Source organism: Agrobacterium sp. ST15.16.055 (assembly GCF_027956555.1).
GTDB lineage: Bacteria > Pseudomonadota > Alphaproteobacteria > Rhizobiales > Rhizobiaceae > Agrobacterium > Agrobacterium salinitolerans.
The window spans coordinates 1-25,163 of the sequence record NZ_JAQKGN010000005.1 but is presented as its reverse complement, the minus strand read 5'-3'; the positions used below and the strand labels follow the sequence as shown (position 1 = coordinate 25,163).

Sequence of the window (25,163 nt, the reverse complement as noted above, 5' to 3'; positions counted from 1 at the left end):
GTCTCTCCTTACTCGTTATGTTCCAATTTTGTTCTCTTTTTGTTCGATTGTCAACAGGGTTCTGGCGATATTCCTCTTGTCAATGCGGCAGAATCGCCTTCGGTTCCCGCGTGGGGAACAGCAAGCCACTGACTCCAAAACGAAAAAACCCGGAGGTAAAACACCGCCGGGTTCGGAAAAAATTCAAATGGGGAGAACCGGTGTTCTCTGAAAAGCACCGGATGGATCGGCTTGCCAGTTCAGAAATCGACGATCTTGCCGTCGGCCAGCGTCACGCGTCTGTCCATGCGGGCGGCAAGTTCATGATTGTGGGTGGCAATCAGCGCTGCGAGGCCGGATTGTCGCACCAGTGCCTCCAGCGCGTCGAATACGTAATGCGCGGTTTCCGGATCGAGATTGCCGGTCGGCTCGTCGGCGAGCAGCAGGAGCGGCGCGTTGGCGACAGCGCGGGCAATGGCGACACGCTGCTGTTCACCGCCCGAGAGTTCGGCTGGACGGTGTTCGCCGCGATGCCCCACGCGCATATAGTCTAGCAGCGCGCTTGCACGCTTGCGGGCCTCCACCTGGGTGAGACCGGCAATGAGCTGCGGCATCATCACATTTTCCACTGCCGAGAATTCCGGCAGGAGGTGATGGAACTGATAGACGAAACCGATATCGCTGCGGCGGATCGCGGTGCGCGTTTCATCCGGCAGGCCGTTGCAGGGCGCGCCGTTAATATAGACCTCGCCTGCATCGGGATGTTCCAGCAACCCTGCCAGATGCAACAGCGTCGATTTACCAGTGCCCGAAGGGGCGACCAACGCCACCATCTCACCGCTTTTCAATTCAAAATCGGCCTTGCGCAGAATGGAAAGCGACGTCTCGCCCTGACCATAGGTTCTCTCGACGCCGGTGAGCCGCAGCACTGTTTTTTTTGCCATATTGCGAAGCGGTCCTTATTCGTAACGCAGGGCCTGCACCGGATCGAGCTTGGAAGCCCGCCAGGCTGGAAAGATCGTTGCCAGGAAAGAAAGGGTCAGCGCCATGATGACGACGGTGATGGTCTCGCTCAAATCCATTTCGGCCGGTAGCTGGCTCAGGAAATAAAGCTGCGGGTCAAACAGCACTGTGCCCGATACCCATGAGAAGAACTGCCGGATCGATTCCACGTTCAGGCAGACGATGACACCGAGCGCCACGCCGGCAAAGGTGCCGACCGTGCCGATGGCAGCCCCCGTCATGAAGAAGATGCGCATGACCGCGCCAGAGCTGGCGCCCATGGTGCGCAGGATGGCGATATCGCTGCCCTTGTCCTTCACCAGCATGATGAGGCCGGAGATGATGTTGAGCGCCGCCACCAGAACGATGAGCGTGAGAATCATGAACATCACGTTTCTTTCCACCTGCAGGGCGGAGAAGAAGGTCTGGTTCCGCTGCCTCCAGTCGGTAATGTAGACCTGCCGTTCGGCGGCCTGCTCCACCAGCGGCCGGATGCCATCGACATCATCCGGGCGGCTCACATAAAGCTCGATGGACTGCACGAGGCCTTCGGCATTGAAATAAAGCTGGGCTTCGGACAGAGGCATATAGATCATCGACGCGTCATATTCCGACATGCCGATCTCGAAGACGCCTGATATCTTGTAGGATTTGACGCGCGGATTGACGCCCATCGGCGTCACGTCGCCTTCCGGCGAAATCAGCGTGATATCGTCACCGGCAGTCACGCCCAGCTGGGCTGCAAGCCTTGAACCGACGAGAACGCCATCACCTGCCATGAAGCCGACGAGGTCGCCGGTCTTGATGTTGGTGGCGACTTCCTTGACCTTGTCGATATCCTCCTGGCGCACACCGCGCACCAGAGCGCCGGAACCCGCACCGCCGCGCCCGGAGGCCAATGTCTGGCCCTCCACCAGCGGCAGAGCCATGGTGACGCCCGGAACGGCTGCGAATTTCTTCGCCAGCTCATCATAATTATTGAAGGGCTGGTCGATCGGCTGAACGATCATATGTCCGTTGATGCCGAGAATACGGGAAATCAGCTCCGTGCGGAACCCGTTCATGACGGCCATGACGATGATCAGCGTCGCCACACCCAGCATAATGCCGACGAAAGAGAAACCGGCGATGACGGAGATGAAGGCTTCCTTGCGCCGCGACCGCAGATAACGCCATGCCACCATACGTTCAAAAGCAGAAAACGGCCGAGCGGTCTTTGCCCCGGCTGAAACAGCCGCACCCTTGTCAGCCTCGGCTTGTGCCATGTCGTCTCCCTGATCTCAAACTATAAGGCCGGTCTTTTCCGAAAACCGGCCTACATTTCCACGGCATCTGTCTTACGAAAACCGGAGCGGACTTCGCGTGAAGCCGCTCCGTCTTCCGCTCGCTTTTAGCCGAGCACCCTGTTCATCGCCGCCTCGATCGTCACGGTTTCCCGCTCGCCGGTCTTGCGATCCTTGACTTCGACTTCGCCATTCGCGACCGAACGCGGCCCGACGATGATCTGCAAAGGCACGCCAATCAGATCGGCAGTCGCGAATTTCTGGCCAGCACGGTCGTCCGTATCGTCGTAGAGAACATCCTTGCCGGCGTTGGAGAGCTGATAATACAGCTTTTCACAAGCCGCATCGCAGGCCGCATCTCCAGCCTTCATATTGATGATCACGACGTCGAAAGGAGCGACCGAGGCCGGCCAGATGATTCCATTCTCGTCATGCGATGCTTCAATGATGGCGGGAACAAGGCGTGTCGGTCCGATACCATAAGAACCCATGTGGACAGGGTGTTCCTTGCCATCCTTACCCTGCACTTTCGCGCCCATCGGCTCGGAATATTTGGTACCGAAATAGAAGATGTGGCCAACTTCAATGCCGCGCGCAGAAAGGCGCTCGCCTTCGGGAATGGCGTTATATGCCGCTTCGTCATGCATTTCGGACGTGGCGGCATAGTCGGCCGTCCACTCGTCGAATACGCCCTGCAAGGCTGTGACATCGTCGAAATTGGTGTTTTCAGCGGGAATCGCGCGGTCGAGGAAGCTCTTGTGGCAGAAGACTTCGGATTCGCCGGTATCGGCCAGAATGATGAATTCATGGCTGTGGTTGCCGCCGATCGGGCCGGTATCGGCGCGCATGGGAATAGCGCGAAGGCCAAGGCGCTCGAAGGTGCGCAGGTAAGCCACGAACATCTTGTTATAGGAATGGATCGCGTCTTCCTTGGTAAGGTCGAAGGAATAGGCGTCCTTCATCAGGAACTCGCGCGAACGCATGGTGCCGAAACGCGGACGCACCTCGTCGCGGAACTTCAGCTGGATATGATAGAGGTTCAGCGGCAGGTTCTTGTAGGACTTCACATAGGAACGGAAGATGTCGGTGATCATCTCCTCATTGGTGGGGCCATAGAGCATCTGGCGGTCCTGGCGGTCCTTGATGCGCAGCATTTCCTTGCCGTAGTCATCGTAACGACCGCTCTCCTGCCAGAGCTCGGCGGTCTGCAGCGTCGGCATCAGAAGCTCGATGGCGCCGGAACGATCCTGCTCCTGGCGGATGATCCTGTTCACCTTGTCCAGCACACGCTTACCGAGCGGCAGCCAGGAATAGATGCCAGCCGATTGCTGCCGGATCATGCCGGCGCGCAGCATAAGGCGGTGAGAAACGATCTCCGCTTCCTTGGGATTTTCCTTCAGGATGGGCAAAAAGTAACGGCTGAGACGCATGACGGCTTCCATTGATGCGGACGACAGCGCCACAGGCGCGGGAATCGCCCCGAATAGAGGGATATTGGCGCCGGATATAGCCGTTTCCGGCCCAGATGAAAACCCGCCATGAAAAGAGCGATAAAGGCCATTTCAAGGTATTTTCGCGATAGCTAATTCGCGTCAAAACGCTTTGATCGGAATAATATTCTTGATCCGGTGCGACAAATTGCACCACAGAGAATTTTTTGCCGACTGTAACAAATATGCAAAAAATGAGATGACAAGCATGGGGGTTTGAGCTAGCCTTAGCTTACAAAAGAGGCAGGAAGTTTAAATTCTTGTCATTTTCGCGGTCAGTCTTGGGAGGATCAGATCTTAGGCGCGCTCGTTCGCAGCCCCGGCAACGGTTACAGATCACGCGAAACCTGGAAAACAAGGCTGAAAGGCCTTGTTTTTTTTTGCTTATGCACAAAGAAACACGCTCATAGCGATATTCCGGTAAAATTATGGCGTTGAATCAGGCACCGGAATGTTCCTGCTGTGTGCACGACGGATATGACATCCATATGACAGAACATCGGTCATATCCGCGGCAAATCGCCGTCAGTCTGAGCGTACGGATGCGCGCGGAATGGCGATTATCTGTGCAACTTTTCAATCGAAAACAGGAATAATTCTCGGAAGATCATCAAGGCTGACGCCGAACCACCAGGTCCCGCCGTACCAGAGCCCACAGATCAGGGCCGAGATCAGGGTGGTCCACAAAACGATCCGCCCACCTCTGAACCTTGATGGCGCACTGGCGACCGTGCCCAGCGCCACATCGCCCTCCTCATCCTGAGTACGTAGGCCAATCGGCAGCACGATGAAGAGCACCGTCCACCAGACGATGAAATAAACGGCGAAGACCGAAAGAAGCGGCATGTGATCCTCCTGCACAATGGGGTTCTTGTAACGCATTCATCCGCAGATCGGAATCACTTCTCCGCAAGAAAGCCGAAAGAAAAAAGAAGAGCCGCGCTTTGCGGCGCGGCCCTGAAATCGACGGAGAAGAGGCAGACACCCAGGCCGATTGCCGGGAAGCTACCCGCTCAAACCTTGGTCACAAAAACCGTCACGATCGGCTTCTTACCCCAGCTCTGGTTGGCGGCGGCGCGCACGGCGCGGCGCACCGATTCGCGCAGCAGTGCGAGGTCCTTGCGACGGGCACGCGGAATGCTCTCGACGGCGCCGAGTACAGCATCATAAAGCGTGTCTTCCATCGCCTCATCCTCGTCGTCGAATTCCGGCAGGCCGAAAGGCACGACGTCGGGATCGCCGAGGAAGTCGTAACGGCTATCCAGCACGACGTTGACGGCGACATGGCCGGCAAAGGACAGCTTGCGGCGGTTGCTGATGCCCATTTCATCCATGTCACCGACGAGATTGCCGTCCTTGAAGACGCGGCCGTGCGGGACGTCATCGATGACTTCCGCAGGACCCGGCGCAAGGCGCAGAACGTTGCCGTTGCGCACCTTCGGCACCTGCGAAATACCGGCTTGTTCGGCCAGTTCCTTCTGCGCCACCAGATGCGCCGCCTCGCCATGGACGGGCACGACGATCTGCGGCTTCGTCCATTCATACATCCGCAGAAGCTCGTTGCGGCGCGGATGGCCGGACACATGCACCAAAGCCTCATTGTCCGTGACAATGTGCACGCCCTGTTCGATCAGGCCGTTCTTGATCTCGATGATCGCCTTTTCGTTGCCGGGAATGGCGCGTGAGGAAAAGACGACAGTATCTCCCGACGCGAGCGCCACATTGCGCATCTCGTCGCGGGAAAGCTTGGCGAGCGCTGCACGCGGTTCGCCCTGCGAACCGGTCAGGATCAGCACCACACGATCACGCGGAATATAGCCGAATTCATCTTCAGCGAGGAACGGCTTGATGCCTTCCATGATGCCGAGATCCTGCGAGACGTTGACGACGCGCTTCAGTGACGAGCCGAGCAGCAGCACCTCGCGGCCGGCAGCTTCCGCAGCCTGCGCAATCGAGCGGATGCGCCCGACATTCGAGGAGAAGGTGGTAACGGCAACGCGGCCTTCAGCACTTTCGATGATCTGACGCAGGCCTTCGGACACCTCGTGTTCGGAGGGCGACACGCCATCGCGCAATGAATTGGTGCTGTCGCACATCAGTGCCAGCACGCCCTCTTCACCGATGGCGCGGAAGCGGGCTTCATCCGTCAACGGCCCAAGCGACGGCGCTTCGTCGATCTTCCAGTCGCCGGTGTGGATGACATTGCCGAGCGGTGTGCGGATGACCAGCGACATAGGCTCCGGTATAGAGTGGTTGACGCCAACGGCTTCGATTTCAAAGGGGCCAACGTTGATCCGGTCACCAGCTTTGAAGATCGTCACCGGAATTTCAGCGCGCGTGCCCTCATAGGCGCGCTTCGCCTCCAGCATGCCGGCCGTGAATGGCGAGGCATAGACCGGCACATTGAGGCCGGGCCACAGATCGTTCAGCGCGCCATAATGATCCTCATGTGCGTGGGTGATGATGATGCCCTTGAGGTTCTTTTTCTGCTCGGCGATGTAACTGATATCGGGCAGCACGAGATCGACACCAGGAAGATCGAGACCGGCAAAGGTCACGCCGCAATCCACCATGATCCATTCGCGCTTGCTTGCCGGCCCGTAGCCGTAAAGCGCCAGATTCATCCCGATTTCACCCACGCCGCCGAGCGGCACAAAGACCAGTTCGTCCTGTTTAGCCATTGTTTTTCTTATCCATTCACGAAAGCGCGCAGGCAACGGCAATTGGCCGTGCCCGCCGCTCTCTCAAGCATCGGACCTGTTGAACCATCTGATCGACCGGGCCGATGCGGAACCGGTTTGTCACCCTGCATTTCATGAGCCGCAGGAAAGCTCCAACCTCTGGGACAGGGTTCGGCGCGGCCCTTCAGCCATCACCGTTCACCTCATCCGAAAAACACATCGCCGGCGGCGATCGAGCGTCTTGCGCCCTCGTCCTCATCCAGCAGCAGATAACCATTATCATCAATGCCGACAAAACGCCCGCCAATCGAACGGTCAGGGAAATTGACGGTGATATGTTCACCAATACCGCAGGCCGCTGCCCGCCAGCTGGCAATGATGCCAGATACGCCCCTGCCCTCATCCCATTCGCGCAGAACCTCGGCCGTCTCACGGAAGAGATGTGCAAACAGTTCATCGGGCGAGCAAGACGCACCATGTTCTGACAGCATCGTAACGGGATAAAGCGGGTTATCCGGCTTATGGGCGATATTGATACCAATGCCGATGACGATGGCGCGCCGGCCGTCAGGCAAAAGCTCCGCTTCCATCAGAATGCCGCAGGTCTTGCGCCGGCCGATCAGCACATCGTTCGGCCATTTGATTTCAAGCGCTTCACCGCCCGGCGGCAGCACCGCGCGAATGGCGCGATAGACAGCCAGCGCAAAAGCGAGCGGCAGGGAGCCGATGCGTTCCATCGGTGCGGGATCGATCAGAAGAAGCGAAGCGTAAAGATTTCCGGGTTCCGAAACCCAGGGCCTGCCACGGCGGCCGCGGCCGCCGGTCTGGCGGATGGCGGTAACCCACAGGTTGCCGCCATCACCCGCCCGCGCCCGAGCGAAACATTCCAGATTGGTCGATGGCGTTTCCGCCATCGCCTCGTGCCTGATATCATCGATGGACATCCGGCCCGTATTCCTTCGTGTATTGCTCAAAAGAAGGTCTTCGCCGCAGCAGTGACGGCGTTGCCAAGCGCACCGCCGAAGACGATGAAGGCGACGGTGAAGAGAGCCGAAAGCGCGTAAACCACCTTCAATTCACCCGACGGACGCTCAAATTTGTCCTTGGCCTCATCGAACCACATGACCTTGACGACGCGGATATAATAATAAGCGCCGACGACCGAGCCGATCACACCGATGATGGCGAGCGGATAGAGCTTCGCTTCGATGGCGGCCAGGAAGACGTAGTACTTGCCGAAGAAGCCGGCGAGCGGCGGAATACCGGCAAGCGAGAACATCAGGATGGTCAGAACAACCGCCATGAAGGGGTTGGAGGACGACAGACCGGCCAAATCCTCGACGGTTTCGACATTGCCGATCTCCTTGCGGCGCATGGAGAGAATGCAGGCGAAGGTGCCGAGCGTCATGACCATGTAGATGGTCATGTAGAGAATGACGCCAGCAACACCGGCTTCAGTGCCCGCAGCAAGACCGACCAGCGCATAACCCATGTGACCGATCGAAGAATAAGCCATCAGGCGCTTGATGTTCTTCTGACCGATCGCGGCAAAAGAGCCGAGCAACATGGAGGCGATGGAGATGAACACGACGATCTGCTGCCAGTCGGCGAAGACCGGCTGGAACGCCTCGATGACAATGCGAACGAGGATCGCCATGGCGCCGATCTTCGGTGCAGCCGACAGGAAGGCCGTAACCGGGGTCGGTGCGCCTTCATAAACATCCGGCGTCCACATATGGAACGGCACAGCGGAAATCTTAAACGCCAGACCGGCGAGAACGAAGACCAGACCGAAGACGAGGCCGAGCGAACGGGTTTCCGATGCCAGAACCTGCGCGATTTCGGTGAATCCGGTATTGCCGGTGAAACCATAGACCAGCGACATGCCGTAAAGCAGCATGCCGGAAGACAGCGCGCCGAGCACGAAATACTTCAGGCCTGCTTCCGTGGAGCGCAGGCTCTCACGGTTGATGGCGCAGACGACGTAAAGCGCCAGCGACTGCAGTTCCAGCGCCATGTAGAGCGAGATCAGGTTATTGGCCGAGATCATCAGCAGGATGCCGAGCGTCGCGAGCACCAGCAGCACCGGATATTCGAAACGGCCGATGGGTTCGAAACGGCCCTGGCCGACGGCCAGGATCAAGGCGGTGATGGAGCCGATCAGCGCCAGCACCTTCATGAAATTACCGAAGGCATCGGCGATGTAGACACCGCCGAAGGCCACGCCCGAAGCGGGGGCAAAGATGATCCAGAGACCGACGACGAGCAGGAGGGCAACGGCAAGGCCGGTGACCGTCGTTGTCGACTTGTCGCCCGAGAAGACGCCAATCATGAGCAGCGCCAGCGCGCCGACCGCAAGGATCAGCTCGGGCGTCGCGATGTGCAGACTGGCAAAAAGGATTTCAGCGGTCATGTCCAACGGGTCCTGTCGTCAATTCATAGAGAGCGCAACATTTTGCGCCGCCTGCAGTGCAGCCGAATAGTTGTTTACCAGAAGATCGACCGATGCGGCTGTCGCATCGAACACCGGTGCCGGATAGACACCGAAGAAGATCGTCAGCACGACCAGCGGATAAAGGATGACCTTTTCGCGGGTCGACAGATCGAGCAGGCTCTTCAGGCTTTCCTTCTCCAGCGCACCGAAAATCACGCGGCGGTAAAGCCACAGCGCGTAGGCAGCCGAGAGGATGACGCCGGTGGCGGCAAAGAGTGCGACCAGCGTGTTGGCGCGGAAAACACCGATCAACGTCAGGAATTCACCGATGAAGCCGGACGTGCCGGGCAGACCGACATTGGCCATGGTGAAGATCATGAAGGCCACGGCATATTTCGGCATGTTGTTGACGAGGCCGCCATAGGCCGCGATCTCGCGGGTATGGAGACGGTCATAAACAACGCCGACGCAGAGGAAGAGTGCGCCCGACACGATACCGTGCGACAGCATCTGGAAGATCGCGCCCTGCACGCCCTGAACGTTGGCGGCAAAGATGCCCATGGTCACATAACCCATGTGGGCAACGGAGGAATAGGCGATCAACTTCTTGATGTCGTCCTGCATCATCGCAACCAGCGAGGTGTAGATGATGGCGAGAACCGACAGCGTGAAGACGAAGGGAGCGAAATAATCCGACGCCAAGGGGAACATCGACAACGAGAAGCGGATGAAACCGTAACCGCCGAGCTTCAGCATGACGCCGGCCAGAATGACCGAACCTGCGGTCGGAGCCTGAACGTGGGCATCCGGCAGCCAGGTGTGCACCGGCCACATCGGCATCTTGACCGAGAAGGCGGCGAAACAGGCAAGCCACAGCCAGGTCTGCATTCCCGCCGGGAAGCCGTATTTCAGCAGTTCCGTCATGTCGGTCGTGCCGGCCTGCCAATACATGGCCATGATGGCGAGCATGGTCAGAACCGAGCCGAGCAGCGTGTAGAGGAAGAACTTGTAGGAGGCGTAAACGCGATCCTTGCCGCCCCACACGCCGATGATGATGAACATCGGGATCAGCGTCGCTTCGAAGAAGACGTAGAAGAGAACGGTATCCAGTGCCACGAAGACGCCGATCATGACGACTTCCAGAAGCAGGAAGGCGATCATGTATTCCTTGATGCGCTTCTCGATCGAATCCCAGCTTGCCAGCACGCAGAACGGCATGAGGAAGGTGGTGAGGATGACGAAGAGCATGGAGATGCCGTCGACGCCCAGATGATAGGCGGCGATGTTGCCGAACCATTGATGCTTTTCGACCATCTGGAAACCGGGGTTCGAATTGTCGAACCCGATCCAGATGAACAGCGACACGATGAAGGTGAAGACTGTCGTCAGCAGCGAGACGTTGAGAATGTTGCGGCGACCATAGGGGCCGTTCTCATTCGTCAGAAGCAGGAGCACCACGCCGACGAGCGGCAGAAAGGTGACCGTTGAAAGAATGGGCCAATCGGTCATCAGAGGGCACTCCCGAGCATCATCCAGGTGACAAGCGCCGCGATGCCGATCAGCATCGCAAAGGCATAGTGATAGAGGTAACCGGATTGCAGGCGGACCATGCGGTTGGTCACGTCAACCACACGCGCTGCAATGCCGTTCGGTCCGTAGTGGTCGATGACGGCGACGTCGCCCTTCTTCCACAGGAAGCGGCCGAGCGCCTTTGCGGAACGAACGAAGAGGAAGTCATAGAGTTCGTCGAAATACCACTTGTTCAGAAGGAACTGGTAGAGGCCACGATGGGTCGCTGCCAGACGCTTCGGCGTCTCGGGCGACTTGATGTACATGTACCAGGCGGTCACGAAACCAAGCGTCATTGCGACGAACGGACTCCACTTCACCCACAGCGGAACGTGGTGGAACTCTTCGAGGATCTCGTTTTCCGGAAGTGTGAACAGAGCGCCCTTCCAGAACTCGGCATATTCGTGGCCGAAGAAATAACCTTCGAAGGCAACACCGGCAAAGATCGCGCCGACGGTGAGGATGAAGAGCGGGATCAGCATGACCATCGGCGATTCATGCACGTGGTGCATGACGTCAGCGGAAGCGCGCGGCTTGCCGAAGAAGGTCATGAACGCCAGACGCCAGGAATAGAAGCTGGTGAACAGCGCGGCGATGACCAGCAGCGTGAAGGCGAAGCCCGACAGAATCGAGTGCGACGCATAAGCGGATTCGATGATGACGTCCTTCGAGAAGAAGCCGGCAAAACCGATCATCGTGCCCGGAATACCAACGCCGGTCAGCGCCAGCGTGCCGACGGTCATGGTCCAGAAGGTGATGGGGATATGCTTGCGCAGGCCGCCCATGTAACGCATGTCCTGCTCGCCATCGACGGCATGGATGACCGAGCCGGCGCACAGGAACAAGAGCGCCTTGAAGAAGGCGTGCGTGAAGAGGTGGAACACGGCAGCGCCATAAGCACCGACGCCGAGCGCCACGAACATGTAACCGAGCTGCGAGCAGGTCGAGTAGGCAATCACGCGCTTGATGTCGTTCTGCACGAGGCCGACGGTTGCCGCAAAGAAGGCGGTGATCGCGCCAATCAGCGTCACGACGGTCAAGGCATCATGCGACAGCTCGAACAGCGGCGACATGCGAGCGACGAGGAAGACACCGGCGGTGACCATGGTTGCGGCGTGAATGAGGGCAGACACCGGGGTCGGGCCTTCCATCGCGTCCGGAAGCCAGGTGTGCAGCAGGAACTGCGCCGACTTACCCATCGCGCCCATGAAGAGCAGCAGGCAGACGCCGGTCATCGCATTGGCCTTGTCCAGATGCATACCGAACAGGTTGATGACCGTATCAGTGGAAGCAGCACCCTCAGCCGGCAGATAGGTCGCGGCGGCAGCGAAGATCGTTTCGAAATTGATCGAGCCGAATAGCACGAACACGCCGCCAATGCCGAGAATGAAACCGAAGTCGCCGACACGGTTGACGATGAAGGCCTTCATGGCGGCGGCCGATGCGGACGGCTTCTTGAACCAGAAACCGATCAGCAGATAGGACGCCAGACCCACGCCTTCCCAGCCGAAGAACATCTGCAGCAGGTTGTCGGAAGTCACCAGCATCAGCATGGCGAAGGTGAAGAGCGACAGATAGGCGAAGAAGCGCGGACGATGCGGATCGTGATGCATGTATCCGATCGAATAGAGGTGCACGAGCGTCGAGACGGTGTTGACCACGACGAACATGACGGCCGTCAGCGTATCGATGCGGAATGCCCATTCGACATCAATGCCGCCGGACTGGATCCAGCGCAAAACGGTGACCTTGATCACCTCGCCCGGCTCGCCATGGGCGAGCGCTACGGAGAAGAAGACGATCCACGACAGAATGGCGACCACGATCATCAGACCGGTGGTGACATATTCCGAAGCCTTGGCGCCGATGGAGCGGCCGAACAGGCCGGCGATCAGGAAGCCGATCAGGGGAAGAAAGACGATAGCCTTGTAGATCATAGCCTTATCAGCCCTTCATCATATTGACGTCTTCGACGGCGATCGATCCGCGGTTGCGGTAGAAGACAACGAGTATTGCAAGACCGATGGCCGCTTCGGCTGCCGCGACGGTCAGAATGAACAAAGCGAAGACCTGGCCGACGATATCGTTCAGGAACGCCGAGAACGCCACCATGTTGATGTTGACCGCCAGCAGGATAAGCTCGATCGACATCAGGATGACGATGACGTTCTTCCGGTTGAGGAAGATGCCGAAGACGCCGATCGTGAAGAGGATGGCGCTGACCGTCAGGTAGTGGGAAAGACCGATTTCCATATTCTGTTTCCTTGGATCCGTTCGCCTTCAGATGCCCTGACCCGGCTTGACCTTGACCGTGGTAACGGCGGTCTTCGGGTCGCGGCCAACCTGCGTGGAGATATCCTGCCGCTTGATGTCGGTGCGATGACGCAGGGTCAGCACGATGGCGCCGATCATGGCCACCAGCAGCACGAGACCGGCGAGCTGGAAGAAGTAGACATAATTGGTATAGAGCACATCGCCGAGTGCGGCCGTATTGGTGCGTTCGGTCACAGGCGGGATGGGCATAGTGATGGACTTTGCCGCAATCGGGTTCAGCATGCTGCCGCCGACCACAACGATCAGCTCCGCAGCCAGGATGACGCCGATCAGCGCGCCGACAGGTGCATATTGCAGCACCCCGGAGCGCAGCTCGGCAAAATCCACGTCCAGCATCATCACGACGAAGAGGAACAGCACCGCCACCGCGCCGACATAAACCACCAGCAGGATCATGCCGAGGAATTCGGCGCCCGTCAGCAGGAACAGCGCGGCCGCGTTGAAGAAGGTCAAAATCAGAAACAGCACCGAATGAACAGGGTTCTTCGATGCGATGACCATGAACGCAGACGCCACGGCGACGAAAGCGAATATATAAAAGAATACAGCGTGCAGACCCATGTTGGTGCCTTCTTGTCCTCATCGGGCAAAGATGGCTCGAAGGCCCCTCACCCGTTTCGTCCCCGCCGGCGAAAACCGCGCAGGCATTTTACTTTTCATCGCTCTCCGGGGTCGCCCCCGGAAAGACGGTTGCACCTTAACGGTAAGGCGCATCCAGTGCGAGGTTGCGCGCGATTTCACGCTCCCAGCGGTCGCCATTGTCGAGAAGCTTCTGCTTGTCGAAATAAAGCTCCTCGCGGGTTTCCGTCGCGAATTCGAAGTTCGGGCCTTCGACGATGGCATCGACCGGGCAGGCTTCCTGGCAGAAACCGCAATAAATGCACTTCACCATGTCGATATCGTAACGCACCGTGCGGCGGGTGCCGTCATTGCGGCGCGGACCGGCTTCGATGGTGATCGCCTGGGCAGGACAGATCGCTTCACACAGCTTGCAGGCGATGCAGCGTTCTTCACCGTTCGGATAACGGCGCAACGCGTGTTCACCACGGAAGCGCGGCGAGACCGGACCCTTTTCGAAAGGATAATTGATCGTCGCCTTCTGTTTGAAGAAGTGGCGCATCGTCAGCAGGATCGCGCCGACGAATTCCTTGAGGAACAGCGAGTTGACGGCTTGGGAGAGGCTTGCCATCTCAGTCTCCAGATCTTTGAGCGAGGAGTTCAGACATCAACCGGCCCACCCCGTCAGCTTCAATACGAATGCAACAATAACGACCATGGCGAGCGACAGCGGCAGGAACACCTTCCAGCCAAGACGCATGAGCTGGTCATAACGGTAACGCGGAACGAATGCCTTGGTGAGAGCGATCATGAAGAAGACCATGCAGCCCTTCAGCGCGAACCAGACGATGCCCGGAACCCAGTTCAGGAACCATACATCCACGATCGGCAGCCAGCCGCCCATGAACAGGATCGTCGTCAGGCAGCAGATCAGGACGATCGCAGCATATTCGCCGAGCATGAACATCATGTAGGGCGTGGAGCCGTATTCGACCATGTGACCGGCAACCAGCTCCGACTCCGCTTCCGGAAGGTCGAAGGGCGGACGGTTGGTTTCGGCAAGGCCCGAAATGAAGAACACGATGAACATCGGGAACAGCGACAGCCAGTGCCAGTCGAGGAACGATGGCGGCAGGCCGAGCATGGTGCCGAGGCCAGTCTTCTGGGCAAGCACGATGTCCGTCAGGTTCAGCGAGCCGACGCAGAGCAGAACGGTGACGATGACGAGGCCGATCGAGACTTCATAGGACACCATCTGCGCAGCGGAACGCAGCGCGCCGAGGAAAGGATATTTCGAGTTCGAAGCCCAGCCGCCCATGATGATGCCGTACACTTCAAGCGACGAAATCGCGAAGATGTAGAGAATGCCGACATTGATATTGGCGACAACCCAGCCATCGGCGAAGGGAATGACCGCGTAGGTGGAAAGCGCCAGCGTCACCGCAACCAGCGGCGCCAGAAGGAAAACGGCCTTATTGGCGCCGGCCGGAATGACCGGTTCCTTCAGGATGAACTTCAACAGGTCGGCGAAAGACTGGAAGAGACCGAAGGGACCAACGACGTTCGGACCACGGCGCAGCTGCACGGCCGCCCAGACCTTACGGTCGGCTAGCAGCAGGAACGCGATGGATACCAGAAGGCAAACGAGAAGCAGCAGGGACTGGCCGACCATGATCAGCGCGGGCCAGACGTAGCTCCAGAAAAACTGTTCCATAAATCCCCTACCCTTACTCTGCCGCAGCCTGGAAATTGTTGCGGGCCAATGCGGAGCACTCGGCCATGACGGCGGATGCGCGCGCAATCGGGTTCGTCAAATAAAAGTCTTTTACCGGCGAGGCAAACGCCGACTTGGTGAGCGAGCCGCTTTTACCAGCCAGCGCCTCGATATCGGTAGCCTTGCCGGCAACGATCTCGTCGGTTTCCGCCAGATGCGGATACGCGACATAAAGCTGGCCGCGCAGGGCAGACAGTGAATCGAACGGCAGCTTCTTGCCGAGAACGTCGGACAGCGCACGCAGGATCGCCCAGTCTTCGCGGGCTTCGCCCGGTGCGAAACCGGCGCGGTTGCCCACCTGAACGCGGCCTTCGGTGTTGACCCAGATACCGGATTTTTCGGTATAGGCCGCACCCGGAAGGATGACGTCGGCGTTCATCGCGCCCTGATCGCCATGGCTGCCGATATAGACGGTGAACTTCGCACCCTTGTTCGACAGGTCGATTTCATCGGCGCCGAGCAGGAAGAGAACGTCCATGGACGTTACCATTTCGGCAGCAGCAACACCGCCCTCGCCCGGCACAAAACCGATATCGAGACCGCCAACGCGAGCAGCGGCAGTGTGAAGCACCGAGAAACCATTCCACTCTTCGGTGACAGCGCCGACCGACGTAGCGAGCTTGGCAGCGGCGGCCAGTACGGCAGCGCCATCCGTACGGGACAATGCGCCCTGACCGACGATGATCAGCGGGTTCTTGGCGGACTTCAGCTTGTCAACGAAGCTGTGCGAACCATTGGCCAGATCGGAGAGCGTTTCAGCACCCGAGCCGAGATATTCGTAATTGTAGCGCAGTTCACCGGCCTCACCGATCACACCGATCGGGAAACCGCCACGACGCCAGCGCTTGCGGATGCGGGCGTTGAGCACGGCCGCTTCGAAACGCGGGTTGGAACCAACGATCAGCAGAGCGTCGGCCTGTTCGATACCTTCGATGGTTGAATTGAACAGGTAGCTGGCGCGGCCGAGCGAAGGGTCAAGCGCTGCGCCATCCTGGCGGCAATCGACATTGGCCGAACCGAGCGACGCGAGAAGCGACTTCAGCGCGAACATTTCTTCAACGGAAGACAGATCGCCGGCGATCGCGCCGATCTTGGAACCGGATGTCGCAGCCACTGCGTTCTTGATCGCGCCAAAAGCTTCGCCCCAGGTTGCGGGCTGCAAACGGCCATCCTTGCGGACGTAAGGCCGGTCGAGGCGCTGCGTCTTCAGGCCATCCCAGATGAAGCGGCTCTTGTCGGAAATCCACTCTTCGTTGATCGCCTCGTTGACACGCGGCATGACACGCATGACTTCGCGGCCACGGGTATCGACGCGGATGGCCGAACCGAGAGCATCCATCACGTCGACGGTTTCGGTCTTGTTAAGTTCCCACGGACGGGCAGTGAAAGCGAAAGGCTTGGAGGTGAGCGCGCCGACCGGGCAGAGGTCAACGACGTTGCCCTGCAGCTCCGAGGTCATCGCCTGCTCGAGATAGGTGGTGATTTCGGCATCCTCGCCGCGGCCGATGAGGCCGAGTTCGGCAATGCCGGCCACTTCGGTCGTGAAACGGACGCAGCGCGTGCAGTGGATGCAGCGGTTCATCACCGTCTTGACGAGCGGGCCGATATATTTGTCTTCAACCGCGCGCTTGTTTTCCGCGTAGCGCGATCCGGCGATACCGAAGGCCATGGCCTGGTCCTGCAGGTCGCACTCGCCGCCCTGGTCGCAGATCGGGCAATCCAGGGGGTGATTGATCAGCAGGAATTCCATCACACCTTCGCGGGCCTTCTTGACCATCGGCGTGTTGGTGAAAACTTCAGGCAATTCGCCGTTCGGGCCGCCGCGAACGTCGCGCACGCCCATGGCGCAGGAAGCGGCCGGCTTGGGCGGTCCGCCCTTCACCTCGATGAGACACATGCGGCAGTTACCCGCGACCGACAAGCGCTCATGAAAACAAAAGCGCGGAACTTCGGCGCCAGCCTCCTCGCACGCCTGCAACAGCGTGAAATGATCCGGAACCTCGATCTCTTTACCGTCAACCTTGAGCTTTGCCATGGTTCTACTTACGTCCTGTTGCCTGTTCGTCCCATGTCTCACACGGTCCGCAACAAATCCTTAATCACACCCGGCACTCGTGTCGTATGCCAGACGCTTCATGGTGTCGCGAGGCCGGAAATTCCGGCTCCGCTCGAAGCCTCAACGCTTATTCAGCGGCTTCCAGAACAGCGCCATCATCCATGGCCCTGTAGGTATATTGGTCGATGCGCTTTTCGATTTCCGGACGGAAATTGCGGATCAGCGCCTGTACCGGCCATGCGGCGGCGTCGCCGAGCGCACAGATGGTATGGCCTTCGATCTGCTTCGTCACTTCGAACAGCATGTCGATTTCGCGCTTCTGCGCGTTGCCCTTGACCATGCGTTCCAGCACGCGCCACATCCAGCCGGTGCCTTCGCGGCACGGCGTGCACTGGCCGCAGCTTTCGTGCTTGAAGAAAGCCGCGATGCGGGCAATCGCCTTGATGACGTCGGTCGACTTGTCCATGACGATCATGCCGCCGGTGCCGAAGGAAGACTTCACTTCGCGCATGCCGTCAAAGTCCATGATGGCGTCCTTCATGTCCTCACCGCGCACGATGGGGCAGGATGCGCCGCCCGGGATGACGCCGAGCAGATTGTCCCAACCGCCGCGAATGCCACCGCAATGGTGTTCGATCAGCTCACGGAAGGACAGACCCAGCGCATCTTCGAAGGTGCACGGACGCTCGACATGGCCTGACACCATGAAGAGCTTGGTGCCGACATTGTTCGGACGGCCGATGGACGAGAACCATGCAGCGCCACGTCGCAGGATGGTCGGCGCAACGGCGATCGATTCAACGTTGTTGACGGTCGTCGGGCAGCCGTAAAGACCCATATTGGCCGGGAACGGCGGCTTAAGGCGCGGCTGCCCCTTCTTGCCTTCAAGGCTTTCGAGCAGAGCCGTCTCTTCGCCGCAGATATAGGCACCGGCGCCGTGATGGACGTAGATGTCGAAATCCCAGCCGTTCTTGTTGTTCTTGCCAAGCAGGCCGGCATCGTAGCACTCGTCGATAGCCGCCTGAAGCGCTTCACGCTCGCGCATATATTCGCCGCGCACGTAGATATAGGCGGTATGCGCGCCCATGGCGAAACCGGCGATCACGCAGCCTTCGATCAGCGTATGCGGATCGTTGCGCAGAATTTCGCGGTCCTTGCAGGTGCCGGGTTCGGATTCGTCGGCGTTAACGACGAGATAATGCGGACGGCCGTCATTCTCCTTCGGCATGAAGGACCACTTGAGACCCGTCGGGAAGCCAGCGCCGCCGCGACCGCGAAGGCCGGAAGCCTTCATCTCGTTGATGATCCAGTCACGGCCCTTTTCGATGATCTGCTTGGTTCCGTCCCAGTGGCCGCGCGCAAGCACACCCTTCAGGGACTTGTCCTTGAGGCCGTAGAGATTGGTAAAGATGCGATCCTGATCTTTTAACATGCTTCACCTCTTACCGCGGCTTCTTGCCGAAGACCCTGATATACTCGGCTTCGCCACCCTTGGCGAGCGCCTCGGCCTGCTTGATCCACTCATCGCGTTCGATGCGGCCCTTGAAATTCAGATAACCGTCGACCCAGTCGCATTCGGCCTTTTTCCAGCCGGCGATCTGCGCATAGGTGAAGATGCCGAGCTCGTGCAGCGTGCCTTCGATCTTCGGACCGACGCCGGAAATGAGCTTCAGGTCGTCGGGCGTTGCGGGCTTTTCGATAGCGGCCGGACGATCCTTGGAATCGAGCGACGGCTTCGCAGATCCCGAAGCTTCCTTTTCGACGGTCTTTGCATTCGCTTCGGCAGCCTTCGGTGCGGTCGCAGGCGTCTTCAGCTTCGGATCGGTTTCCGGGGCGTCCGTCTTCGGCTTGGCGGCATTGGACGGCGGAACCGACGCGGCGTCCGCAGGCGCTTCGGCCGGCTTGTCGAGATTGGAACGGTCCGGCTTGATCTCCTCCGTCAGCGTCGTCAGGCCACCGACCGGGACCGACTGGTGGCGGTCGATCTGAGGGCCGGTCTTGACCGTGTCGCCCTTGCCTGCCTCGAACGTGTCGATGATCTCTTCCAGACGCTCGGGCGTCAGGTCCTCATAGGCATCCTTGAAAATGATGACCATTGGCGCGTTGACGCAGGCGCCCTGACATTCCACTTCTTCCCAGGAGAGCGTTCCGCTCTCGTTGGTGTGCAACGGATCGTGGTGGATCTTCTTGCGGCAGACATCCATCAGCGCTTCCGAGCCGCGCAGCATGCAGGGCGTGGTGCCACACACCTGAACGTGGGCGCGCGTGCCAACCGGCTTCAGCTGGAACTGGGTGTAGAAGGTCGCCACTTCGAGAACACGGATATAGGCCATATCCAGCATGTCGGCGATTTTCTCGATGGCGGCGCGGGTAACCCAGCCGTCCTGCTCCTGCGCACGCATGAGCAGCGGGATAACCGCCGATTGCTGGCGTCCCTCGGGATATTTCTTGATCGTCTTTTCAGCCCATGCGGTGTTTTCCGCATTGAAGGCAAAAGCCACGGGCTGGAACTGATCTTCGGCTAGTCGACGAACGGACATACTTCCTCACGCCTTTTCAGTTTAACGTCTCACACCGCGATCTCGCCACCGTGACGAATTCGCAGGCATAAGCCGCCTTGTCTTTTTGCATGAACACGATGAACTTGCTGCCATTGGGAACCGAGGCCTTGATCTCGTATCCCGAAGACAGAAGCTGCTTGATGGTCGAAGAGCCGCCGCTCGACAGCGATACTCCGCCCTCGTCCGTCGCCGTCTGGGCGAGAACGGGAGTAGACATCGCAGCGAGAAAAGCCGGAATGGCCAGCGGCAGACGCATCAGCGGTCGACCTCCCCGAACACGATGTCGAGAGAGCCGAGTACGGCTGTAACGTCGGCAAGCTGATGGCCCTTGCACAGGAAATCCATCGCCTGCAAATGGGCGTAACCCGGCGCGCGGATCTTGCAGCGGTAGGGCTTGTTCGAGCCATCGGCAACAACGTAAACGCCGAATTCTCCCTTCGGCGCTTCGACGGCGGCGTAAACTTCGCCGGCGGGAACGTGATAACCTTCGGTATAGAGCTTGAAGTGATGGATCAGAGCTTCCATCGAACGCTTCATCTCGCCGCGCTTGGGCGGAACCACCTTGCCATCCAGCGAGGAGACCGGGCCGATGCGATGCTTGCCGGACAGACGATCGACGCATTGCTTCATGATCTTTACCGATTCTCGCATTTCCTGCATGCGGATCAGGTAACGGTCGTAGCAGTCGCCGTTCTTGCCGACCGGAATGTCGAATTCGAGATCGGAATAGCACTCATAAGGTTGCGAACGGCGCAAATCCCAGGCAGCGCCGGATCCACGCACCATCACACCCGTGAAGCCCCAGGCAAACGCATCTTCCAGCGACACGACGCCGATATCGACGTTACGCTGCTTGTAGATGCGGTTGTCCGTCAGAAGACCTTCGATATTGTCGAGAACGGTCAGGAACGGATCGCACCACTTGCCGATATCATCAACCAGTTCCGGCGGCAGGTCCTGATGGACGCCGCCCGGACGAACGTAAGCCGAGTGCATGCGGGCGCCACAGGCGCGCTCGTAGAACACCATCAGCTTTTCGCGTTCTTCAAAGCCCCAGACCGGCGGCGTCATCGCGCCGACGTCCATGGCCTGCGTGGTGACGTTCATGATGTGCGACAGGATGCGGCCGATTTCCGAATAGAGAACGCGGATCAACTGGCCGCGCATTGGAATTTCGAGGCCCAGCAGCTTTTCGACGGCGAGCGCGAAAGCATGTTCCTGGTTCATCGGCGCGACGTAGTCGAGGCGGTCGAAATAAGGAACGGCCTGCAGATAGGTCTTGGTCTCGATCAGCTTTTCAGTGCCGCGATGCAGCAGACCGATATGCGGATCGACGCGCTCAACGATTTCGCCGTCCAGTTCCAGAACCAGACGCAGCACGCCGTGCGCGGAGGGATGTTCCGGACCGAAGTTGATCGTGAAATTGCGGACGTTATGCTCAGTCATTCTAGTGCTCCGCCGAGGTGATCATGGCGATGAATTCGGGGCCGGTCATGTTCTGCGTGGTCTGCGCGAACGAATAGCTCGAGGGCTTCTCATCCGTGAAAATCTGCTGCGCGAATGTGAAGCTGGACGGCTTGTCGAACGCCTGCAGCGAAACGGCAAAATGTTTGCCATCCTTGGAACGCCACAACAGCGTGCTGCCACAATTCTTGCAGAAACAACGCTCACCCCACTCCGACGAAGAATAAACGCCGAGGCTATGCTCGTTTTCAAAGGCGATATCAATGCATTCGACAGCCATAAACGCACCGCCGGACCAGCGGCGGCACATGGAGCAATGGCAGACGCCGAATTCGCGGGCACCGAGCGTGGCTGTGAAGCCGACGGCGCCGCAAAGACATTGTCCATGCTCTGTCGCGGGGGCTTCGCTCATTGCTTGGCCTTTTCGTCACCCGGGAGAACATATTCCGTTCCTTCCCAAGGGGAAAGGAAATCGAAATTGCGGAATTCCTGCTTCAGTTCGACCGGTTCATAAAGAACCCGTTTCAGAACGTCATCGTAACGCACTTCCACAAAGCCGGTAACCGGAAAATCCTTGCGCAGCGGATGGCCTTCGAAACCATAGTCCGTGAGGATGCGGCGCAGGTCCTTATGGCCCTCGAAAGGAATGCCATACATGTCCCAGGCTTCGCGCTCGAACCACTCCGCGCCCATGTAGACGGACGTCGAAGACGGCACGCCCTCGTCTTCCGCCACCTGCAGCTTGACGCGCACGCGCAGATTCTGGCGCGGCGACAGCAGATGGTAGACGACATCGAAACGCTTTTCGCGCTGCGGCCAGTCAACGCCGCAGATATCGATGATGTTGACGAAACCGCACTGCACGTCGTCACGCAGGAAGGTCAAAAGCGCGATCACGCTTTCAGGCGTCGTGTTCAGCGTCAGTTCGCCATAGGCGATATCGGCAGACACCACGAGGGAACCGCGCGCTTCCTTAACGTAAGCAGCAAGATCGTTGAGAGCTTCGCTCATTACTTAATCCGTCCTTTGCCCTTAGCGCTCGATCGTACCGGTACGCCGGATTTTCTTCTGCAGCAGAAGCACGCCGTAAAGCAGCGCCTCCGCGGTGGGGGGACAGCCCGGAACGTAGATATCCACCGGCACGACGCGGTCGCAACCGCGCACCACGGCGTAGGAATAGTGGTAATAACCACCACCATTGGCGCAGGAACCCATGGAGATGACGTAACGCGGCTCAGGCATCTGGTCATAGACCTTGCGCAGAGCGGGCGCCATCTTGTTGGTCAGCGTGCCGGCAACGATCATCACGTCCGACTGGCGCGGTGAAGCGCGCGGAGCAACGCCGAAGCGCTCCATGTCGTAACGCGGGCCGGAAGCCTGCATCAGGCCTTCGACGGCGCAGCAGGCAAGACCGAACTGCATCCACATCAGCGAGCCTGTGCGCGCCCAGGTGATCAGCTCGTCGGTCGATGTCACGAGGAAGCCCTTGTCGGCCAGCTCGTCATTGATTTCCGTGAAGTAGGCATCGTTGCTGTCAACCGGCTTGCCGGTCGAGGGATCGATGATCCCCTTCGGCTGCGGCGCAACGAGCGTGCTGTTGTTCCGGCTCATGCCCATTCCAGCGCTCCCTTCTTCCACTCATAGATAAAGCCGATGGTGAGGACGAGAAGGAACACCATCATCGACCAGAAACCGAACCAACCCATCTCGCCGAAAGACACCGCCCAAGGAAACAGGAAGGCGACTTCCAGGTCAAAGATGATGAAAAGAATCGAAACCAGATAAAAACGGATATCGAACTTCATGCGGGCGTCGTCGAAGGCGTTAAAACCGCACTCGAAAGCCGAAAGCTTTTCCGGGTCCGGCGCCTTATAGGCGACAGCGAAAGGCGCGATAAGAAGCGCCAGGCCGATGACAAGAGCGATACCGATGAAGATTGCGATCGGAATGTAGGAACTGAGGAGTTCAGTCATGGTCTCTTCCTTGCCCGGCCGGGCGCCGGGCCTGCCTTTGCGACCCAAGTCTCAAAGAACGGACAAATATGTTGCAACGCCAAAGTGGTTAGCGCAGCCGCGCCCTCTCTGCAAGAGTTTAGGCACCATTTCAAGACACCTGCCGCATTGATTGGCAACAATATTGCCGGAATTGACGCAAATTTGGGCCACAATTCCGGCCTAAGCCACTCAAATACAATAATAATCGATTGAACGACGCAACCGCAAAAAAGTCACACGAATTTTACGTCCGGAAGGCGGCGAAGTGACGATATCGGGAAATCGAAACTTGATAAAAAAAGGCAGGAAAAATCACGACTGGAGAGCCCGGAATCAGACGCCGGAACGGTCAAAAACAGAGACGCGCGACGAGCGCTTTATTTTCTTTTAAGAGACATTTCATGAAGAAGAAATGGCGCGAGTGACGGGGCTCGAACCCGCGACCTCCGGCGTGACAGGCCGGCACTCTAACCGACTGAGCTACACCCGCGCTCCACAGACATTCGCCTGCGTATTTTCCGAGGAACAGGATGGCGCGAGTGACGGGGCTCGAACCCGCGACCTCCGGCGTGACAGGCCGGCACTCTAACCAACTGAGCTACACCCGCTTATCCTGACCGACAGAACCTTGGTTCCGCCGTACGAACCAGCCTCGGCTGTTCGTTGAGCGGCTAACTACGGCGTTCGTGCGGGGGTGTCAAGCAGGTTTCACGACAAAAGAATAAGCTTCTTCATTTTGATCATGAAAAACCGGACGGGCTGTGAACGCGATTGCTGCAAACGCCCTGTTTTGCGGGCTTTTCCCAATGAAAACAAAAAACTTGTCCACAGGCGGCGGCTTCTCCAACGGCATTTCCCCAAGGCCAGAATGGCGTCGTCGGCTTCTGGTTTTGGCAAAAAGCCCGCAGTTCCAGGCTTTTTACCCCTCCTCTTTGGCGGAGGGAAAAACCTCCCCGAAAAAAAACAAAAAAACTTCACAAAAGCCCTTGCGGTTTTTTTCCGATCCGAATACATCACGGCCACCGACGCGGCGGACATGATCCGCAAGACGCGAAGGGCGATTAGCTCAGTTGGTAGAGCGCCTCGTTTACACCGAGGATGTCGGGAGTTCGAGTCTCTCATCGCCCACCATTTTTCCAGAAGATTTAAATAACAGTTCGTGAATCAACGCGCATCTCGGTTTTTGCGAGCGATTCTGGCGCGGGGAATTATTGCCCCCTGCCCTCAATGCGATCCATGAAGCATCGTCATGATTGCCGACAGGTAGAATCGCTTCTCTTCAGTTGCGCCATGCCAAATCGGAACTGCTGTTCCATATTCCGACAGCTGCCCGCCCCTCCTGTATCACCCCGCAACATACCGGAAAATAAGGAAGATTCAGACTTTCTAAAGAGATTTCAGGCATTGTTTGCGCACCGTTTCATGATGAACGGTTGAACTGATGGATGAAGCCATGTCGATTGACGCGTTTGTAACACTCGCGCTTATTGCGCTGCCTGTTTATATTTTTTTCCGCTGGGTCCAGCAGGATTCGGAAAAACAAGACACTCCCAAAAGTCCAAAGTCCATGGGGCGGTGATCCGTCAGGATCGGTCCGCGACATTTTTAGGGACGACATCTGGACGAAATTTACCAAGATTCGATACTGAGAGAGCGATACCGATGTTACGGCTTGCCTCATGACAGATCGTTCAGGAGTGGCGATAGCCCTGGTGGTTCTCTTCGCCAAATAAAAAGCCGGGCATCGCCCGGCTTCAGACTGCTGACAAACCCCTGGCGTGAGCTGGGGGTTTATGATTCATTGGGACATGTTGAAGAAACCTGCTCCTGAACAGACCGCTCTCGAGATGGTGACGATCGATAGCCTGGTCCCGAAAGATCACCTGCTTCGCAAGATCGACGCGGTGATCGACTTCTCATTTATCCATGATCGTGTTGCCGGTCTTTACTGTGCCGACAACGGCCGTCCGCCGCTCGATCCCAC

23 protein-coding genes, 3 tRNA genes and 1 pseudogene are annotated in these 25,163 nt (G+C 58.3%); 3 read left to right on the top strand and 24 right to left on the bottom strand.

Annotation, left to right across the window (positions count from 1 at the left end; translation table 11 throughout):
- Positions 1–239: 239 nt before the first annotated feature.
- The 24 genes from PL599_RS09875 to PL599_RS09760 all read right to left on the bottom strand — a co-directional run bounded on the left by PL599_RS09875 (position 240) and on the right by PL599_RS09760 (position 23,787).
- Positions 240–923, bottom strand: coding sequence for an ABC transporter ATP-binding protein (locus tag PL599_RS09875; RefSeq protein ID WP_077982441.1), 684 nt, complete (start codon positions 921–923; stop codon positions 240–242).
- A 15-nt stretch (positions 924–938) separates the two neighbouring features.
- A complete protein-coding gene (locus tag PL599_RS09870) occupies positions 939–2,246 on the bottom strand; it encodes a lipoprotein-releasing ABC transporter permease subunit (RefSeq protein ID WP_077982442.1) in 1,308 nt (435 codons plus the stop codon).
- A gap of 125 nt (positions 2,247–2,371) precedes the next feature.
- On the bottom strand, positions 2,372–3,694 hold the full coding sequence (gene proS / locus PL599_RS09865; protein WP_137410197.1) for a proline--tRNA ligase: 1,323 nt from the start codon (positions 3,692–3,694) through the stop codon (positions 2,372–2,374).
- A 636-nt stretch (positions 3,695–4,330) separates the two neighbouring features.
- Positions 4,331–4,636, bottom strand: a complete 306-nt coding sequence (locus PL599_RS09860) for a DUF1467 family protein (protein WP_162520361.1) — start codon at positions 4,634–4,636, stop codon at positions 4,331–4,333.
- 131 nt (positions 4,637–4,767) lie between these two features.
- The gene (locus PL599_RS09855; RefSeq protein WP_142912119.1) at positions 4,768–6,435 is read right to left on the bottom strand and encodes a ribonuclease J; all 1,668 of its coding nucleotides are present in this window, start codon (positions 6,433–6,435) and stop codon (positions 4,768–4,770) included.
- A gap of 203 nt (positions 6,436–6,638) precedes the next feature.
- Positions 6,639–7,379: a biotin--[acetyl-CoA-carboxylase] ligase gene (locus PL599_RS09850; RefSeq protein WP_165691158.1), complete on the bottom strand. Its 741-nt coding sequence runs from the start codon at positions 7,377–7,379 to the stop codon at positions 6,639–6,641.
- Positions 7,380–7,405: 26 nt separating this feature from the next.
- Entirely contained in the window at positions 7,406–8,848 is a 1,443-nt protein-coding gene (gene nuoN / locus PL599_RS09845; protein ID WP_271359050.1) for an NADH-quinone oxidoreductase subunit NuoN, read from the bottom strand.
- A gap of 18 nt (positions 8,849–8,866) precedes the next feature.
- Complete coding sequence (locus PL599_RS09840; protein WP_063951192.1) at positions 8,867–10,378, bottom strand: NADH-quinone oxidoreductase subunit M; 1,512 nt, start codon at positions 10,376–10,378, stop codon at positions 8,867–8,869.
- Positions 10,378–12,375: an NADH-quinone oxidoreductase subunit L gene (gene nuoL, locus PL599_RS09835; RefSeq protein ID WP_142912116.1), complete on the bottom strand. Its 1,998-nt coding sequence runs from the start codon at positions 12,373–12,375 to the stop codon at positions 10,378–10,380. The genes PL599_RS09840 and nuoL overlap by 1 nt, the downstream gene beginning before the upstream one ends.
- A gap of 7 nt (positions 12,376–12,382) precedes the next feature.
- Positions 12,383–12,691 carry an NADH-quinone oxidoreductase subunit NuoK gene (gene nuoK / locus PL599_RS09830; RefSeq protein WP_003521516.1) on the bottom strand — a complete coding sequence of 103 codons (309 nt, stop codon included), beginning with the start codon at positions 12,689–12,691 and terminating at the stop codon, positions 12,383–12,385.
- A gap of 27 nt (positions 12,692–12,718) precedes the next feature.
- Positions 12,719–13,333 (bottom strand): NADH-quinone oxidoreductase subunit J, encoded by a 615-nt coding sequence (locus tag PL599_RS09825; protein ID WP_003521517.1) that lies wholly within the window; start codon positions 13,331–13,333, stop codon positions 12,719–12,721.
- A 136-nt stretch (positions 13,334–13,469) separates the two neighbouring features.
- Positions 13,470–13,961, bottom strand: a complete 492-nt coding sequence (nuoI, locus tag PL599_RS09820; protein WP_077982447.1) for an NADH-quinone oxidoreductase subunit NuoI — start codon at positions 13,959–13,961, stop codon at positions 13,470–13,472.
- A gap of 36 nt (positions 13,962–13,997) precedes the next feature.
- Positions 13,998–15,044 carry an NADH-quinone oxidoreductase subunit NuoH gene (nuoH, locus tag PL599_RS09815; RefSeq protein ID WP_077982448.1) on the bottom strand — a complete coding sequence of 349 codons (1,047 nt, stop codon included), beginning with the start codon at positions 15,042–15,044 and terminating at the stop codon, positions 13,998–14,000.
- Between the two features lie 13 nt (positions 15,045–15,057).
- A complete protein-coding gene (gene nuoG, locus PL599_RS09810; protein WP_142912115.1) occupies positions 15,058–17,139 on the bottom strand; it encodes an NADH-quinone oxidoreductase subunit NuoG in 2,082 nt (693 codons plus the stop codon).
- Between the two features lie 148 nt (positions 17,140–17,287).
- Entirely contained in the window at positions 17,288–18,592 is a 1,305-nt protein-coding gene (nuoF, locus tag PL599_RS09805) for an NADH-quinone oxidoreductase subunit NuoF (protein WP_077982450.1), read from the bottom strand.
- 10 nt (positions 18,593–18,602) lie between these two features.
- On the bottom strand, positions 18,603–19,700 hold the full coding sequence (locus tag PL599_RS09800) for an NADH-quinone oxidoreductase subunit E (protein WP_269824024.1): 1,098 nt from the start codon (positions 19,698–19,700) through the stop codon (positions 18,603–18,605).
- 16 nt (positions 19,701–19,716) lie between these two features.
- Complete coding sequence (locus PL599_RS09795) at positions 19,717–19,977, bottom strand: hypothetical protein (protein WP_142912113.1); 261 nt, start codon at positions 19,975–19,977, stop codon at positions 19,717–19,719.
- On the bottom strand, positions 19,977–21,167 hold the full coding sequence (locus PL599_RS09790) for an NADH-quinone oxidoreductase subunit D (protein ID WP_006312711.1): 1,191 nt from the start codon (positions 21,165–21,167) through the stop codon (positions 19,977–19,979). Before PL599_RS09790 ends, PL599_RS09795 begins: the two co-directional genes overlap by 1 nt.
- A 1-nt stretch (position 21,168) precedes the next feature.
- Positions 21,169–21,597, bottom strand: a complete 429-nt coding sequence (locus PL599_RS09785) for a GFA family protein (RefSeq protein ID WP_142912112.1) — start codon at positions 21,595–21,597, stop codon at positions 21,169–21,171.
- Positions 21,594–22,196, bottom strand: coding sequence for an NADH-quinone oxidoreductase subunit C (locus PL599_RS09780; protein ID WP_003496465.1), 603 nt, complete (start codon positions 22,194–22,196; stop codon positions 21,594–21,596). Before PL599_RS09780 ends, PL599_RS09785 begins: the two co-directional genes overlap by 4 nt.
- Positions 22,197–22,217: 21 nt before the next feature.
- Positions 22,218–22,802: a NuoB/complex I 20 kDa subunit family protein gene (locus PL599_RS09775; protein ID WP_271359049.1), complete on the bottom strand. Its 585-nt coding sequence runs from the start codon at positions 22,800–22,802 to the stop codon at positions 22,218–22,220.
- Positions 22,793–23,158 (bottom strand): NADH-quinone oxidoreductase subunit A, encoded by a 366-nt coding sequence (locus PL599_RS09770; protein WP_003496469.1) that lies wholly within the window; start codon positions 23,156–23,158, stop codon positions 22,793–22,795. Before PL599_RS09770 ends, PL599_RS09775 begins: the two co-directional genes overlap by 10 nt.
- Positions 23,159–23,592: 434 nt before the next feature.
- Positions 23,593–23,669 (bottom strand) — tRNA-Asp (locus PL599_RS09765).
- A gap of 41 nt (positions 23,670–23,710) precedes the next feature.
- Positions 23,711–23,787 (bottom strand) — tRNA-Asp (locus PL599_RS09760).
- A 153-nt stretch (positions 23,788–23,940) separates the two neighbouring features.
- Here PL599_RS09760 and PL599_RS09755 point away from each other — a divergent pair.
- From PL599_RS09755 to PL599_RS09745, 3 genes and pseudogenes are all read left to right on the top strand, one after another.
- The gene (locus PL599_RS09755; RefSeq protein WP_271359048.1) at positions 23,941–24,219 is read left to right on the top strand and encodes a hypothetical protein; all 279 of its coding nucleotides are present in this window, start codon (positions 23,941–23,943) and stop codon (positions 24,217–24,219) included.
- 15 nt (positions 24,220–24,234) lie between these two features.
- A tRNA-Val gene (locus tag PL599_RS09750) sits at positions 24,235–24,310 on the top strand.
- 677 nt (positions 24,311–24,987) lie between these two features.
- Positions 24,988–25,163, top strand: a pseudogene (locus PL599_RS09745) (IS5/IS1182 family transposase); the annotation flags it as partial.